The 16,170-nt window shown below is 69.8% G+C and carries 13 protein-coding genes; 6 read left to right on the forward strand and 7 right to left on the reverse strand.

The features are described 5' to 3' along the window. The first annotated feature begins 23 nt into the window (after window positions 1-23). Both A3CE_RS0122565 and A3CE_RS0122570 read left to right on the forward strand, forming a co-directional pair. Complete coding sequence (locus tag A3CE_RS0122565) at window positions 24-1,859, forward strand: acyl-CoA dehydrogenase (protein WP_020642384.1); 1,836 nt, start codon at window positions 24-26, stop codon at window positions 1,857-1,859. A gap of 136 nt (window positions 1,860-1,995) precedes the next feature. Next, on the forward strand, window positions 1,996-2,271 hold the full coding sequence (locus A3CE_RS0122570) for a GlsB/YeaQ/YmgE family stress response membrane protein (protein WP_020642385.1): 276 nt from the start codon (window positions 1,996-1,998) through the stop codon (window positions 2,269-2,271). 75 nt (window positions 2,272-2,346) lie between these two features. Here A3CE_RS0122570 and A3CE_RS0122575 read toward each other — a convergent pair whose 3' ends face one another. After that, the gene (locus A3CE_RS0122575) at window positions 2,347-3,762 is read right to left on the reverse strand and encodes an MFS transporter (protein ID WP_020642386.1); all 1,416 of its coding nucleotides are present in this window, start codon (window positions 3,760-3,762) and stop codon (window positions 2,347-2,349) included. A gap of 133 nt (window positions 3,763-3,895) precedes the next feature. On the opposite strand from A3CE_RS0122575, the gene A3CE_RS0122580 reads away from it, so the two are divergent. Both A3CE_RS0122580 and A3CE_RS0122585 read left to right on the forward strand, forming a co-directional pair. Further along, a complete protein-coding gene (locus A3CE_RS0122580; protein ID WP_020642387.1) occupies window positions 3,896-4,735 on the forward strand; it encodes a helix-turn-helix transcriptional regulator in 840 nt (279 codons plus the stop codon). After that, the gene (locus tag A3CE_RS0122585) at window positions 4,732-5,439 is read left to right on the forward strand and encodes a leucine-rich repeat domain-containing protein (protein ID WP_026468754.1); all 708 of its coding nucleotides are present in this window, start codon (window positions 4,732-4,734) and stop codon (window positions 5,437-5,439) included. The genes A3CE_RS0122580 and A3CE_RS0122585 overlap by 4 nt, the downstream gene beginning before the upstream one ends. A gap of 4 nt (window positions 5,440-5,443) precedes the next feature. Here A3CE_RS0122585 and A3CE_RS0122590 read toward each other — a convergent pair whose 3' ends face one another. From A3CE_RS0122590 to A3CE_RS0122600, 3 genes are read right to left on the reverse strand one after another with little or no spacing between them, the layout of a single operon-like run. Further along, window positions 5,444-7,636, reverse strand: coding sequence for a VanW family protein (locus A3CE_RS0122590; RefSeq protein ID WP_020642389.1), 2,193 nt, complete (start codon window positions 7,634-7,636; stop codon window positions 5,444-5,446). Between the two features lie 24 nt (window positions 7,637-7,660). Next, entirely contained in the window at window positions 7,661-7,993 is a 333-nt protein-coding gene (locus A3CE_RS0122595) for a GroES family chaperonin (RefSeq protein WP_020642390.1), read from the reverse strand. Window position 7,994: 1 nt separating this feature from the next. After that, window positions 7,995-9,812, reverse strand: a complete 1,818-nt coding sequence (locus tag A3CE_RS0122600) for an NHL domain-containing thioredoxin family protein (protein WP_020642391.1) — start codon at window positions 9,810-9,812, stop codon at window positions 7,995-7,997. Between the two features lie 167 nt (window positions 9,813-9,979). Between A3CE_RS0122600 and A3CE_RS0122605 the strand changes: the two genes are divergently transcribed. Both A3CE_RS0122605 and A3CE_RS0122610 read left to right on the forward strand, forming a co-directional pair. Further along, complete coding sequence (locus tag A3CE_RS0122605; RefSeq protein ID WP_020642392.1) at window positions 9,980-10,555, forward strand: hypothetical protein; 576 nt, start codon at window positions 9,980-9,982, stop codon at window positions 10,553-10,555. A 222-nt stretch (window positions 10,556-10,777) separates the two neighbouring features. Further along, window positions 10,778-12,001 carry an ISAs1 family transposase gene (locus A3CE_RS0122610; protein ID WP_260473756.1) on the forward strand — a complete coding sequence of 408 codons (1,224 nt, stop codon included), beginning with the start codon at window positions 10,778-10,780 and terminating at the stop codon, window positions 11,999-12,001. A gap of 75 nt (window positions 12,002-12,076) precedes the next feature. Here A3CE_RS0122610 and A3CE_RS0122615 read toward each other — a convergent pair whose 3' ends face one another. The 3 genes from A3CE_RS0122615 to A3CE_RS0122625 form a co-directional block, all read right to left on the reverse strand. Beyond that, on the reverse strand, window positions 12,077-14,380 hold the full coding sequence (locus A3CE_RS0122615) for a hypothetical protein (RefSeq protein WP_020642394.1): 2,304 nt from the start codon (window positions 14,378-14,380) through the stop codon (window positions 12,077-12,079). Between the two features lie 83 nt (window positions 14,381-14,463). Then, window positions 14,464-15,237 carry an amino acid ABC transporter ATP-binding protein gene (locus tag A3CE_RS0122620; RefSeq protein ID WP_020642395.1) on the reverse strand — a complete coding sequence of 258 codons (774 nt, stop codon included), beginning with the start codon at window positions 15,235-15,237 and terminating at the stop codon, window positions 14,464-14,466. Next, window positions 15,234-16,166, reverse strand: a complete 933-nt coding sequence (locus A3CE_RS0122625; RefSeq protein WP_020642396.1) for an amino acid ABC transporter permease — start codon at window positions 16,164-16,166, stop codon at window positions 15,234-15,236. The genes A3CE_RS0122620 and A3CE_RS0122625 overlap by 4 nt, the downstream gene beginning before the upstream one ends. Window positions 16,167-16,170 lie beyond the last annotated feature (4 nt).

Consider the following 16,170-nt stretch of genomic DNA (forward strand, 5'->3'; position numbering starts at 1 on the left):
GCCGAACACATTGGAGTGACGACATGGGCCACTACAAGAGCAACGTCCGAGACCTGGAGTTCAACCTCTTCGAGGTACTCGGCGTGCAAGAGCGCCTGGGCAAGGGTGTGCTCGCCGAATCGGACGAAGAGACCGCGCGCGGTGTGCTGTCCGAGCTGAACAAGCTCGCGACCGGTCCGCTCGCCGAGTCCTTCGCCGACGCCGACCGCAACCCCCCGGTCTACGACCCGAAGACCTTCAGCGTCACCATCCCCGAGTCCTTCAAGAAGAGCTACCGGCAGCTCGTCGACGGCGAGTGGTGGCGGCTCGGCCTCACCAACGACCTCGGCGGCTTCGGCCTGCCCCCGACCGTGCAGTGGGCCGCCTCCGAGCTGATCCTCGGCGCCAACGCCCCGCTGTTCATGTACATGGCGGGCCCGAACTTCGCGATGATCGTCGACAAGAACGGCACCGAAGAGCAGCAGCGCTGGGCCCGGATCATGATCGAGAAGGGCTGGGGCGCCACCATGGTGCTCACCGAGCCGGACGCCGGTTCGGACGTCGGTGCCGGCCGCACGAAGGCGACCCGGCAGGAGGACGGCTCCTGGCACATCGACGGCGTGAAGCGGTTCATCACGTCGGGTGAAAACGACATGGTCGAAAACATCATGCACCTGGTGCTGGCCCGCCCCGAAGGCCCGGGCATCGAGACCAGGCCGGGCACCAAGGGCCTGTCGCTGTTCCTCGTCCCGAAGTTCCACTTCGACAGCGAGACCGGTGAGCTGGGCGAGCGCAACGGCGCCTTCGTCACCAACATCGAGCACAAGATGGGCATCAAGGCCTCGACGACGTGCGAGGTGACGTTCGGCCAGCACGGCACCCCGGCCAAGGGCTGGCTGCTCGGGGAGGTGCACGACGGCATCGCGCAGATGTTCCAGGTCATCGAGTACGCCCGGATGATGGTCGGCACGAAGGCCATCGCGACGCTCTCGACGGGTTACCTCAACGCGCTCGAGTACGCCAAGGAGCGCGTCCAGGGCGCCGACCTGCCGAACATGCTGAACAAGGCCGCGCCGCGCGTCACCATCACGCACCACCCGGACGTCCGCCGCTCGCTGATGCTCCAGAAGGCCTACTCCGAAGGCCTCCGTGCGGTGTACCTGTACACGGCGTCGTTCCAGGACCAGCTGTGGACCGGCGAAGGCGACCAGAAGCTCGCGCAGGGCGTCAACGACCTGCTGCTGCCGATCGTCAAGGGCGTCGGCTCCGAGCGCGCCACCGAGCAGCTCGTGCAGTCGCTGCAGACCCTGGGTGGGTCCGGCTTCCTGCAGGACTACCCGATCGAGCAGTACATCCGCGACGCGAAGATCGACTCGCTGTACGAGGGCACCACGGCGATCCAGTCGCTGGACTTCTTCTTCCGCAAGATCGTCCGCGACAAGGGCCAGTCGCTGGCCTTCGTCGCCGGTGAGATCACGAAGTTCATCGAGTCCGAGGCGGGCAACGGCCGGCTCAAGAACGAGCGCGGGCTGCTCAAGCAGGCCCTCGAGGACACCCAGGGCATGCTCGGCTCGCTGATCGGCTACCTCACCGCGTCGCAGGAGGACACGCAGAGCATCAACAAGGTCGGCCAGCACACGGTCCGCCTGCTGATGTCGGTCGGCGACCTGCTCATCGGCTGGCAGCTGCTCAAGCACGCCGAGGTCGCCATCGGCAAGCTCGACGCGGGCGCGTCCACCAAGGACGTCCCGTTCTACGAGGGCAAGATCGCCGTGGCGTCGTTCTTCGCGAAGCAGGTGCTGCCGGAGCTGACCGCCCGCCGCGCCATCGTGGAGGCCGCCGACAACGCGCTCATGGAGCTGGACGAAGCCGCGTTCTGATCAACGTGTTCCGCCGAAGGACCCCTTCCCGGCCGGGAAGGGGTCCTTTGCGTTTCGGGGTCCCGTCGCCGGGGAATTCCGTCTTCGAGTTCGCGGGACCGAGTGGCCGGACCCGCGACCACCGAGAGGAGAAGCGATGACTGTCGCCGGCATCATCAGTGCCATCATCGTCGGGTTGATCATCGGCGTTTTGGGCCGGCTGGTCGCTCCCGGCAAGCAGAACATCCCGGTCTGGCTGACCATCGTGATCGGTATCATCGCCGCGTTCATCGGTACGGCCATCGCGCGTGGGCTGGGCTACGCCGACACGAACGGGATCGACTGGCTGGAGATCCTCACCCAGGTCGTGCTGGCCGCGATCGGCGTCAGCATCGCCGCGGGTGCCTACGGCCGTCGTGGTGTAACCAGGTAACGCTTTAGGATCGCGGCCCGGCCGGTCCACCTTCGGGTGAACCGGCCGGGCTTTTCCGTGCCTGCCTTTTCGCGGCTACCGCCTGGCCGACGCGCGCGCGAGCGCGACGGCGAATCCGGCGCCCACCAGCATCAGCGCCGCGGCCCATGTCATCGTCGTGGTGATGGCGTGCGCGGACGAACCACCGGCCAGCGTCAGGAACAGGCTGCCGAACGTCGCCACCCCCACGACCTGCCCCAGCTGCAACGTCGTCGTGAGCAGGCCGCTGGCGTCCGCCGCGCTTTCGAGCGGGACGTGGGTCAGCGCGTGGGCCATCAGGGACCCGAACGCCAGGCCCATGGAGAGACCGAACAGCAGGAGCGCCGCGAAGAACAGCGCGCCGCCCTTCCCACCGTCCTTCAGGCTCAGTCCCAGCAACGCGTAGGCGACCGCCGACCCCACATAGCCGCACGGCGTCAGTGCCGCGTGGACGCGCTCGGGCAGTTTGTGCCAGAAGAACCCGCACACGCCGAAGACCACGCCGCCGGGCGCCATCGTCAGCCCGGCCGCCAGCGCCGTCTCCCCGAGGCCGGCCTGCAGGTGCAACCCCACGCAGAACAGGAACCCGCCGTAGGAAGCGACCCCGGTGGCCAGCGCGGCCAGTCCCGGTGCGACGCCGCGGATCTTGAGGACGCCGAGGTTGACGAGCGGGTCGCGGACGCGGCGTTCCACGACCACGAACAGCACCGCCAGCAGCACACCCGCCGCGAGCGACCCGAACGTCCACATCGGCCAGCCGGTCTCGTGGCCGAGGACGAGCGGCAGCACGATGAGCACCACTGCGGGCACGGCGAGCGCGAGGCCGGCGAGGTCGAGACGGCGGCCCGCTTTTGCCGCCCCACCGGGCACCAGACGCAGGGCGAGCGCGGCCACGAGCACCCCGATCGGCACGTTCACCAGGAAGATCGGCCGCCAGCCGGCGCCGAAGAGGTCCGCGCCGACGAGCACCCCGCCGAGCACCTGGCCGGATACGAACGCGACGGAGATGACCGCGGTGTAGGCGCTCAGCGCCTTGGCCCGCGCGGCCCCGGTGAAGTGCGCCTGGATGACGCTGATGACCTGCGGCATCATCAGCGCCGCCCCGGCGCCCTGGGCGATCCGCGCGACGATCAGCGTTGCCGGGTCCGGCGCGAATCCGCAGAGCAGCGAGCAGACGGTGAAGGCCACGACGCCGGTGACGAACAGCCGCCGCCGTCCGAACAGCTCGCCGAGCCGGGCGCCGGTGATCAGCAACATCGCGTAGCCCACGGTGTAGCCGGAAACGACGAGCTGCAGCGCGGCGCCGGACGCGTGCAGGTCGGTGCGGATGTCGGTCATGGCGACGTTCACGACGGTGACGTCGAGCAGCGCCATGAACTGGCCGAGCAGCAGCACGGCCAGCATGAACCACGGCCGCCGGTCCGGCCGGGCGGCCCGGTCCGGGGTGGCCGGTGCAGAGGTGGTCAGTGTCATGCCTCTGACCTTGGGGTTCTTCGGCGGCGGGCGGAGAGAGCCTGGTGATGCTGGTACTGGGAACACCTGCCTCAGCCCCCGGCCCCGGACAACACCGCCAGAAACTGTCGTACCCCCCGGGCACCATGTCCGCATGACGTCAACGCAGGTCCACACGAGCCGCCGGGAGGAACTCGGCCAGTTCCTCAAGGCGTGCCGGGCGCGGATCGGCCCCGAAGCGGTCGGGCTGCCACCCGGCGTACGCCGTCGCACGAGCGGGTTGCGGCGGGAGGAGGTCGCGCTGCTCGCCGGCGTCGGCGTCACCTGGTACACGTGGCTGGAGCAGGGCCGGCCGATCAACGCGAGCGCCCAGGTGCTCGACGCGGTGGCGCGCACGCTGCGGATGGACCACCCCGAGCGGGAGCACCTGTACCGGCTGGCGGAGCTGACGCCGTCGCGGCTGCCGTCGTCGGTCGAGGTGGTGCCGGACGCGGTGCGCGAGGTACTGCGCGCACTCGATCCGCTGCCGGCCACGGTGGTCAACGGCCGGTTCGACATCCTCGAGTCGAACGCGGCGCAGGAGGACCTGTTCTGGGAATGGCACAGCCTGCCGTGCCTGCACAAGAACCTGCTGTGGTGCTGCGTGACCGAGCCGAACGCGCGGAAGTTCCTGCTGAACTACGACGAGGAGGTGCCCCACATGGTCGCGCGGATGCGCGCCGAGTACGGCAGGCACGTCGGGGACCCGACCTGGGAAGAGGACATCCGGCGCCTGTCGGCGTTGTGCCCGGAGTTCGCCGGGCTGTGGGCGCGGCACGAGGTGGCGGAACCGCGGCCGCGGGTGCGGGAGTTCCAGCACCCGCGGGCGGGCCTGATGCACTTCCGGCTGACCGAGCTGGCGGTGTCGGAGGTGCCGGGCCTGCGGATCCAGGTGTCCACTCCGGACAACGCGTCGACGTGGGCGCTGCTGCCCGGGACTCGGCGGTCGTCATGACGTCACTGGATCTGAGCGATCAGGGGCTGACGTCGGTGCCGTCACTGCCGGGCGGCGTCACCCGGCTCGACCTGTACAAGAACTCGATCTCGGTCGTGCCCGGGTCGCTGTGGTCGCAGACCGAGCTGCGCGTGCTGAACCTCGCGGCGAACCGGATTTCTTCACTGCCGCCGGGCATCTCGGCGCTGACGTCGGTGCACACGCTCGACCTGGCGCACAACCGGTTCGACTCGCTGCCGGACGAGCTGGGCGACCTGAGCGGGCTCACCGAGTACCTGTACATCAGCGACAACCGGCTGACGAAGTTCCCGGATACCTGGTGCCGGCTGGGAAAGCTGCGGTACCTGGGCTGCACGGACAACCGGCTCGTTTCGCTTCCTCCGGACCTCTCGGGGTTCGCGGCGCTGCGCGAACTCCGGCTCTACCGCAACGAGCTGGCCGCGCTGCCCGAGTCGATCGGCGCGTTGAGCGCGTTGCGGGAGCTGCACCTGCGCGGCAACCGGCTCACGTCGCTGCCGTCGTCGATCGGCTTGCTGAGTGAGCTGCGTCAGCTCGACCTGCGGGAGAACCAGTTGACGACGCTACCCGCGTCACTGGCCCGCTTGTCCAAATTGGACAAACTGGATCTGCGGTGGAACAAGCACTTCCGGGAGCCGGCGTGGCTGCGCGACTTCGAGGAGGCGGGGTGCATGGTCCTTCGCTGACAACTCAACAGAGAACGGTCGGACGCGGGCCGTAGGTCGCCGTGTGCGACGTCCGCCGGACCTCGGCACCGCTCGCGACGTCGTAGAGCACGCGCGTGTCGGTGACGCTGAAGCCGGCCGAACCGATCGACGGAAGGCACGCGCCCGAGCCGCCGGAGCCGAACTGGATCGGCGGTGGGTCTCCGGGTGTCTGCGCGCCGGTCTGGCCCTCGACACGGTAGTGCCGGGTGCCCCAGATCCGGACCGTCACGGAGTCGCCGGACACGGTGGCCTGGATCGCGATACCGGTCGGCGCGTCGTTGGTCAGCTTGAGCTCGACCGGGCTGCCGTCGGCGTTGACGGCCTTGGCGTCGCGGCCGACGGGGTACCGATCGAGGTAGTGGTCGTGCTCCAGGTGGCCGCCGTCGGCCAGGCCGGCGAGGTAACCGGCGTTGTACAAAGTGGACGCCAGCTGCGAGACGCCACCGCCGGCCACGTCCGGGCCGGTCCCGTCCTCGTCGACGGGAGCGGGCACGTAGCCGGTGGCGGCGGTGCGCGGGCCGGACCGGCCTCCAAGGCTGAACGTCTCGCCGGGCTTGACGATCGTGCCGGACACGCGCGCTGCGAGCGTCTGATTGTTTTTGAGTGCGGCGGAGTTCTTGAGTGCGGCGGAGTTCGTCACAGCCGGGCCGGTCAGTCCGCCGGTGGTGAACTCGCCGATGACCTCCTTGATGCCGAGCGCACCGGCGGCTTCGGTGGTCACGCCGGGTTTCGTCGCGCTGTAGACGACCGGGAGATCGCGTCCGCCGGTCTTCTTGAGCACGTCGATCAGCGGGCGGAAGGTCTTCTCCCAGTCGACCTTCCTGGCGTCTTCGGACGGGTCGATCGCCGGCTGGTCGCCGTTGAAGACGATCTGCGCGTCCTTGCCGTCGGTCTCGGTGGCCGCGAGCTCGTCCTTGAGGGCGGCCTGCAGCTTGCCCTGGTCGATGCGGACCTCGACGGCCCCGCCCTCGACCGGCGCGAACTGGAAGGAGGAAGCGATCGCGGCCGGCTTCAGCGGGACGTCCTTGCCCTGCCCGTGCACGACGACGGGCTTCGCGACCGCGGGCACGACGATCTGCTGGTAGGCCGCCTGCACGCCGGCGGCGGTGGCCCGCACTGGCGTGGTCGCCATGGCCAGCTTGACCCCGCCGCGGTCCAGCCAGTGGTCGGTGACGGTGTGCACGGCCCCGGCGAGGTCGGCGAGCCGCTGGCCCTGCCGCGGCAGGATGGGGTAGGGCGTGACACCGCCGTCGCTGCCCGGGGTGGGCGCGAACCCGACCGAGCCTTCGGTGGCCGGGTGGTCGAGCTTGCCCTGGGCCAGCTCGCGCAGGGTCTGGCTGACCTGGTTGGGATCGGTGCGCGTCGCGACACCGACCTCGCGGCTGGTGAAGAACGACATGATCCGCGTGATGGGACTGAGCGGCTGGTGCCCGGCGAGCCCGAGGGTGTTGGGCCAGTCGAGCCCGAGACCGGACTGCGAGGGCACGATTTCGGCCTGGACATCCCCGCCGTGGATCACGACGGGCCGGATCAGCCGCGGCTCGAGTTCGTTGCGCAGCTTGGCTTCCGCCTCGGCGTGGGTCAGCCCACCGACGTCGACCCCGGCAACGGTCACGCCCCGCGGCACATCCCCGGCGCTGAAGACCAGGTCGACGGCATAGAGGATGACGAACAGGCCGAGCGCGAGCCCGACGGCCATCATCGTCCGGGCAACGCCCCGGCGCAGCTTCCGAGCCGGAGTTTCCGGAGCTGGCGGCGGCGCGGGGGTCTCGAGGAGTTCGCCGAGCAGATCGTCGGCGAAGAGATCGGTGGTGACCACGGCCGACGCTTCAACAGTGGGCGCGGCCGCGCCCGGCTCGGGTTCGGTCTCGGCGGCACCAACCGGCATGGCCACCAGCTGCTCAGGCTCCGCCTCAGCGGCACTCACCGGCTCAGCCACCAACGGCGCAGGCTTGGTCTCCGTGGCGTGCACCGGCTCGACCACCGGCAGCTCGAGCTCTGCCCCGGCGACACTCACCGACTCAGCCATCACCAACGGCTCTGGCTCGGCTTCGGGCCACACCTCGGCAGCCGTTCCGTCGACCACCTCGGACTCGACCACCGCGGGCTCGGCCGGCGCGTCAGCGCGCTCGGCTTCGAGCGTTTCCGCGCCCTCGCGGACCTTTTCGTCTGCCACGCCTTGCCCTCCGCGGGACCCGACCTACAGGTAGAGCCCCGTCCCGTGCTCGGTCCGCTCCATCGCCACGGCGTGGATGTCGCGTTCGCGCATCACCAGGTGCCCCTCGCCCTGGATCTCGACCTCGAACTGGTCCTCCGGGTTGAAGAGCACGCGGTCGCCGGTCTTGACGTTCCGCACACTGTTGCCGACGCCCAGTACATCACCCCAGGAGAGGCGGCGCGCTACCTGCGCCGTCGCCGGGATCACGATGCCGCCGCTGCTGCGGCGCTCGCCCTCTTCCGGGGACAGCCGCACGAGCACGCGGTCGTGCAGCATCTGGATCTCGAGTTTCGGCCCGTCAGACACGGCCCGCATGCTACTCGCCGGTCCTGGGCTCACCGGCCATGACCAGGCTGAGTTCCCGCGCGCCGCCGCTCTCCAGCCGCACCGGCACTCCCCAGTCCTGCCGGGTGATGCGGCACGCCGGGTGCTCGGCGCCGTCGTCGCAGCTCGCCGCCTGCGCGACCACCTGCAGCACGCCCTCGGTGACATCCGGAGCGAGCCGGATCTTGCGCGTCAGGTCCGTGCCGGTGCCACCGCCGTCGACGAGCAGCGAAGGCGGCGACGCGCTGATCTCGAGCCGCGTCGACGGGCCGAAGCGGTCGTCCAGCTTCTCGCCGGGTGGCGCCGTGAAGACGACGGAGAAGTCGATCTCGCCCGGTGTGAGCACCGTCGGCGGCCTGCGCACGGCGTGCGCGTCGCCGGTGACGACCGTCGGCTCGGCCGTGGGCAGCGCCGCGATCCGGTTGCCCGCGGACTCGACGACCAGCAGCTCGCCGTCGTGCGGCAGCAGCCCCTGCGGTTCGGCGAGCCCGGTGGCGACCGTGGTCACCTGGCGGGTGAAGACGTCGAAGCGGCGGACGGCGCCGTTGTAGGTGTCGGCGATCGCGATCTTGTCGCCGGGCAGCACGGCGAGGCCGAGCGGGTGCTGGAGCAGCGCCTTGTCGGCCGGGCCGTCGGTGTGGCCGAAGGAGAAGAGGTCGACGCCGATCGCGGTGTGCACCGTGAACGTCTCGCCGTCGGGCTCGATCCAGCGCAGCGCCGACGTCTCCGCGTCGACGAGCCACAGCTTGTCGCCGTCCACGGCCAGGCCGGACGTCTGCGCGAAGAACGCTTCGCTGACGTCGCCGTCTCGGAGACCTTCGACGGTCGTCCCGGCGAAGCGGCGGATCGTGGCCGTGACCGGGTCGAACACGCTCAGCGTGTGGTTGCCCGCCATGGCGACGACGATCCCGCCGGCCGGGCCCCACCAGGCGACGTCCCACGGACTGGTCAGGTCGACCTCGACGCCCTTGCCGGAGTCCGGCCCGTTGCGCCACTGCGCGCCGGTGCCGGCGACCGTGGTGACCTCGCCGGTGATCAGGTCGAGGCCGCGCAGCCGGTGCCCGGCGGTGTCGGCGACCACGGCGTGGTAGCCGACGCGCTCGGCGACGTCGTACGGCAGGAGCGCGATGCCCGACGGCTCGGTGAAGGTCGCGATGTCGAACGGACCGTCCTGGCCACCGCGAGCGCCGCTGCCGAAGCGGCGGATGACGGTCTCGCCGTCCGAAGCGAACTCGACGATCGCGTGGTGCCCGGTGTCCGCGACCAGGACGCGTCCCTCGGCGGTCGCGACGGCCTTGCTGGGGAACCGCAGCTCGCCGGGCTGCTCCTCGACCGGCACGTACGGGCTGCCGCCGCGGCGGAGCGTCCCCTTCGCTTCGTGCTTCGTCACGAGGTCCGCGATGACACGGCGAAGCGCCTCTTCGTGCCCTTCGCCCGCCGCCACGTGCACGACGTACCCCTCGGGGTCGACGACGACCAGCGTCGGCCACGCGCGGACGGCGTACTGCGACCACAGCTCCATCTTCGGGTCGTTGACGACCGGGTGGTGCACCTCGTAGCGGCGGACCGCGGCTTCGATCGAGGCGCGCTCGCCCTCGTGCAGGAACTTCGGCGAGTGGACGCCGATCGTGACCAGCACGTCCGCGAATTCCGCTTCGAGCGGACGCAGCTCGTCGAGCACGTGAAGGCAGTTGATGCAGCCGCTGGTCCAGAAGTCCAGCAGGACGATGCGCCCGCGTAGCCCGGTGAGGGTGATCGGGCGGTCGCCGGTGTTCAGCCAGACGTCGCCGCGCAGCTCGGGGGCACGCACGCGGCTCTGCGGTCGTGGAGAAGTCACGGGAAGAGTGAACTACACGCGGGCACGCTCTGTTCCGCGGTCCGGCCGATGAGAGAACAAACTCACCCCACCGGGGTTCGCCCAGGTCGGCGGGGAAAAGGGCGCGCGGTGCGGGTGAGCCGCCGCTTAGGCTCCTGGTCATGACCCCCGTCCAGCCGGCCGGTGCCCTCACTCCGGAGGAGGCGCGGCACCTGCAAGAGAACCTCCGGGAACCCGTGCGTCCCGGGCTGACCGAGACCGAGCTCGACGACGTCGAGCGCCGGTTCGGCTTCCGCTTCGCCGCGGACCACCGGACGTTCCTGTCCGCGGGCATCCCGATCGGCGACCGCTGGCCCGACTGGCGCTGCGGCAACCCCGAGCAGTTGCGCAAACGGTTGGCATGGCCGGTCGACGGAGTGCTGTACGACGTCGAACACAACGGCTTCTGGCTCCCCGACTGGGGCACGCGCCCGGTTGGCCCGGAGGACGCGGTCCGCGAAGCCCGGCGGCGCCTGGCCGACGTGCCGCAACTGGTCCCGGTGTGCGGGCACCGCTACCTGCCCGGCCTGCCGGGAACGGTGGGCCACCCGGTGCTGTCGGTGTACCAGACGGACATCGTCGTCTACGGCTGTGACCTGCGGGATTATCTGCACCGCGAGTTCGCCACGGGCGGAATAAGCACCGCCCCACCGGACGGCCCGCGGTACATCCCGTTCTGGTCCCGCTTCATCGACTAGCTTCGGCGGCCAGGCCTGTGGATACCGAAAGAGTGATGTGGACAGCTCGGGCCGAGAACGGCGAACCGGCCGGGACTGTCACCCCCGGCCGATAGACTGGACCTGGGGACGCCCCCCGGAGAGGGTCAGGGTTCCGGCAAAGTCTTTTGGCCTGATTGCAGGGCGGGCACGGCTCTCATTGATCATGTGATTGTCGAAGTCCCATGATCGTGTGAGAGAGCCATGCCCGCTGCGCAATCGTGCCTGATCCCTGTCGTACTTGATCGTCTGGCCCCGGTCATCGATCCCGAAGCTGAGCCGTGCTGGGCAGCTGACCTGCGAAAACATCTGACTGGGGTGCCTGACCCACGAGATCGGCGTGGGGTCCGGCATTCGATCGGGTCGATTCTGGCGCTCGCCGCCGCAGCCGTCGTGGCGGGAGCCCAGTCGTTCACCGCGATCGGCGAATGGGCCGCCGACGCGCCCCAGCCGGTACTGGCCGCTCTCGGCGCCCGGTTCGATCCCCGCCAAGCCCGGTATGCAGCACCCGATGAAGCCACCGTGCGGCGCGTGGCCGCCCGGGTCGACGGCGACCTCCTCGACGACGTGATCAGCAGCTGGCTCACCGGCCACAACACCGATGACCCCGACCCGGCCGAGACCGCGCCGGCAGCGATCGCAGTGGACGGCAAATCCTTGCGAGGCACCTTCGCCCGCACCGGCGGCGCCGGAGTGCACCTGCTGGCCGCGATCACCCACGAGACGGCAACGGTGCTCGGTCAACGCCAGGTCCCGGCCGGCAGCAGCGAAATCACCTGGTTCCAACCCCTGCTGGACACCATCGACCTGGCCGGGCGGGTGGTCACCGCCGACGCCCTGCACACCACCGCCGCCCATGCCCGCTACCTGCATCAACGCGGCGCGGACTACGTGTTCACCGTCAAGGAGAACCAGCACCGTCTCCATAGCCTGCTCGACACCCTGCCCTGGCACGAGATCCCCGCCCACATCACCAGCGGCAGCGGGCACGGCCGCAGCGAACGCCGCACCGTCCAGCTCGCACCCCTGGGCGAGTACCTCGGCTACCCCGCCATCGACTTCCCCCACGCCACGCACGCGTTCCTCATCGAGCGCTACACCACCCACCACACCAGCCAGAAACGCTCCGCCCACGCCGCATTCGGCCTCACCAGCCTCACCGGCCCCTGGGCCCACCCCGCCCACATCGGAGACTACGTCCGCAGCCACTGGCACATCGAAAACAAACTCCACTACGTCCGCGACGTCACCTACAAAGAAGACCAATCACGAGCCCGCACCGGCACCGCACCCCGCGTCATGGCCACCCTCCGCAACCTCGCCACCAGCGCACACCGACAAGCCGGACACAACAACATCGCCAAAGCACTCCGCCACACCGCCCGCAACGCCACCCGAGCCCTCACCCTGCTCGGAATACCCACATGACCACCACAAACGACTTTGCCGGAACCCTGCCGGAGAGGGTGGGGGCTGCTCTGGGGCCGACGGCGGGCCGGGCCCTCAGTTCTCCCGGCGCAGCATGCGGCTGACGCCGGCCGCCACGGTGGTCGCCAGGATCCAGCCCGAAGCCGTGAAGCCGGCCGCCACCCAGTTGTCCGGGCCGTGCATGTACCACCTCGACTTGTTGCCGAAGTCGACGATCGGGACCAGCAGGTCGGCCGTGTAGATCACCGGGTTCCACTGCAGGCCCGTGTCCTGCTGGTTCACCACGCAGCGGGGACCGCTGGTCATGAAGCGGCCGGACTTGTCGTGGATGCAGTCGTCGGAGCCCAGGCCGAACCACAGGCTGCCCAGCACCAGCAGCGTCAGCAGCCAGCCGAGCGCGCGCACCGGGCGGTAGCCGTAGCCGACCATCGATCGCTGCAGCCAGCTCCACAGCCGGACGCCCGGGCCGAAGAACTGGAACCCCCTGGCGAGTGCCTCGTAGCGGAACTGCTGCTTGCGCAGGGCCACCGTCGAGGCGTGCTCTTCGTTTCCCGCCGCGCGCAGCATGTGCGCGAGCTGGTCGTACGGGCCTGGCCGGTAGCCGCGCATCGCCCTGCGCAGCAGCTCGATGCGGTCGTCGAGTGCCTTGTCGTCGGCGAGCGGGATGCCCTTCTTGAGCGCGTCGTAGCGGAAGTCCTCCAGCTCGATGCCGTCGGACGCCGCCCAGAACTGGTCGTTGTCGCTCAGCGTTCCGCAGTGGGCGCGCCGGAGCACGATCCGGCCCGTCGGCGGGCTGCTCGGCGTCAGGATGAACTCGTCCGAGGCGACGTCGCCCGCGTCCAGGGCCACGCCGAACGGGGGCAGCGACCCCAGCTGGGAACCGCGCAGGTCCACGCGCCGGGCGACCTGCGCGCCGTCGAGGTTGACGCCGCCTTCCGCGACGAACGGGCGGCCGTTGTTGTCCCGCAGCGTCAGGTCGCGGCCGACCCGGCCGGTCCGGACGTCGAGGGAGTAGCTGCTGGTGGCGCGCTGGCCGGGCTCGGTGAGCCGGGTGCCCGCCAGGTTGATGCTGCCGCCGACGTCCACACCCTGCAGCCGCAGCGTGCCGTGGATCGTGGCGTCGGTGAGCTGGAAGTTGCCCGCGATCTTCGAGCGGCGCGCCGAGAACACGTCCCGGCCCGGATGGCGGAACATCGAGTTCCAGGCCAGGAAGTTGCCACCGACGGTGACGTCGGCCAGCCGCAGCTGCCCGGCGGGCACGCGCAGGCTCGTCGCCTCGATGTCGCCGCCGATCTCGGTGCCGTCCAGGTGCAGCGCGCGGTCGTAGTACGGCACCGTCTTGCCGCGCTCGACCCGGATCTCGGCGCCGGCCAGCCGCAGCGAGCCGCCGATCCGGGCGTTGACCATCCGCAGCGTGCCCAGGGCCTGCAGGCCGTCCGACAGCTCGACGTTCCCGTCGACGCGCATCCGGTCCGCGACCAGCGCCGGCCGCGGGTCCAGGTACGGGTCGTTGGACTTCCACGCGTCGACGGCGATCGGCCCGTGCTGCGACACCGTCAGCTTGGCTTCGCGCAGCGAGATGTCGCTGTCGACCGTGGCGCTCGGCAGGTACATGATCCCGGTGGCGGAGAAGCGTTTGCGCTGGCTGGCCGGGCCGTAGTTGTCCACCTCGCACAGCAGGCTGCCGCCGATGTGCAGGCCGTTGCCGTTGAGCGCGAAGCCGTCCGGGTTGTTCAGCGTCGCGCCGGAGAAGTTGACGTTACCGCCGGTCCTGACGCCGGGAAGCCGGACTTCGCCGTTGGCGACCATCCGGTAGGCCAGCAGCGCGCCGGTCAGCACGAGCCGGTCGGCCTGGATCGCCTTCCCGTGCGGGTGCGAGATGACGGTGCGGGTCAGCACCATCGACCCCTCGATCACGGCGTCGGTCAGGTTGACCGCGGCGTTCGGCATCCCGCGTTCGCGGTCGTCGCCGCGCTGGACCGTGGTCTCCTCGATCTCGCGGTCGGCGCCGTCGACCTGCACGACGCTGCGGATCAGCCGGACGTCGTTGCGGCTGCGCATGTTGCGCGCCTTCAGCCCGGGCAGCCAGCACTTGCGGAAGACCAGGCCGAGCAGGTTCGCCTCGCGCACGTCCGGCGGCTGCTCGAACCGGCAGCGCTCGAACCGGAACAGGTACTTCAGGTCCGCGGCCCGCAGGTCCAGGGTGCCGGTGATGTAGGCGTCCTCGACGTAGACGATCGGGGCGTTCGTGGCCTGACGCCGCCAGCGCAGCAGCCCGGCGTTGCCCGGTTTCAGCAGCTCGGAGGCCCTGACCTCGTACCGGCGGTCGGGGATACCGGCGAACGGGTCGAGGGGCGGCAACGCGTTCTCGGTCGTCATGAACTCCCCCTCCGGCCCCTGCCATCAAGGTAGCGAAAAAACGGCGGAAACGGTGCCGGAACACCGTTTCCGCCGTAAGACCCTCAGGCGTTGGGATTCAGCACCCGGGCGAGGAACGACTTGGTCCGTTCCTCACGGGGGCTCCCGATGACCTGGTCGGGCGGGCCCTCTTCGACGACGACCCCGCCGTCCATGAACAGGACCTTGTCCGCCACCTCGCGCGCGAACTGCATCTCGTGCGTGACGACGACCATGGTCATGCCGTCCTTGGCGAGCTGCTTCATCACGCCGAGGACGTCGCCGACGAGCTCCGGGTCCAGCGCGGACGTCGGCTCGTCGAACAGCATCAGCTTCGGTTTCATCGCCAGTGCCCGCGCGATCGCGACGCGCTGCTGCTGCCCGCCGGACAGCTGCGCCGGGTAGTTCTTCGCCTTGTCCGCGAGGCCGACGCGCTCCAGCAGCTCCAGCGCACGCTGCCGCACCTGGGCCTTCGGCTCGCGCCGGACCTGGATCGGCGCTTCCATGACGTTTTCGAGCGCCGTCATGTGCGGGAAGAGGTTGAACCGCTGGAACACCATGCCGATGTCCTTGCGCTGGAACGCGACCTCGTTCTCGCGCAGCTCGTGCAGCTTGTCGCCGCGCTGCTTGTAGCCGACCAGCACGCCGTCGACGTAAAGCCGGCCGGCGTCGATCTTCTCGAGGTGGTTGATGCAGCGCAGCAGCGTCGACTTGCCCGAGCCGGACGGCCCGATCAGGCAGAGCACCTCACGCTCGTGCACCACGAGGTCGATGCCCTTGAGGACGTCGACGCTGCCGAAGCTCTTGTAGATCTTCTGCGCGGACACCACGGGGGTCATGTGACGTTCCCTCCACCCCGGCCGAACACCCTCGACCGCCAGCCGGCCCGCTGGACGACGTCCCGCGAGGTACCGCGGGAGAAGCGCTTCTCGATCTGCATCTGGATCAGCGTCAGGACCGACGTCATGAACAGGTACCAGGCGGCCGCCGTGATGAGCAGCGGGACCGTCTTGTAGTTCTGCGAGTAGATGGTCTGGACCGCGACCATCAGCTCGAAGTACCCGATGGCCACGACCAGCGACGTCGTCTTCAGCATCGAGATCGTCTCGTTGCCGGTCGGCGGGATGATCACCCGCATCGCCTGCGGCAGGATGATCCGCCGCAGGGTCCTCGTCCGGCTCATGCCGAGCGCGCTCGCCGCTTCCAGCTGGCCCGAGTCGACCGACTGGATGCCACCACGCACGATCTCGGCCATGTATGCGGCTTCGTTGAGCCCAAGACCGAGCAGCGACGCGGTGAACTGCGTGATCAGCTGGTTGGTGTCCCAGCTGACGAACTCCGGCCCGAACGGGATGCCCAGGCCCAGGCGCGGGTAGGCCAGCGCCAGGAAGTTCCAGATCACCAGCTGCGTGATCAGCGGCGTGCCGCGGAACAGCCAGATGTAGATGCCCGCCGCACCCGAGGTCAGCGGGTTGGGCGACAGGCGCATCACGGCCAGCAGGATCCCGCCGAAGATCCCGATCAGCATCGAGATCACGGTCAGGATCAACGTGTTCTGCAGGCCGCGCAGCACCCGGTCGTCGAAGAGGTAGTCCCCGACGACCGGCCACTGCAGTGCGTCGTTCGTGATCACGCTGCGGGCCACGATGAACGCGACGAAGAGGACGATCACCCCGGCCACCCAGCGCCCGTAGTGGCGCACCGGGACGGCCTTGATGGGCTCGGTGTCGATCGGCGCCTCGGGAGGAGGCGCTTCGGAGGAACTCACGAAC

This window comes from Amycolatopsis balhimycina FH 1894, assembly GCF_000384295.1.
In the GTDB taxonomy this organism is placed as follows: domain Bacteria; phylum Actinomycetota; class Actinomycetes; order Mycobacteriales; family Pseudonocardiaceae; genus Amycolatopsis; species Amycolatopsis balhimycina.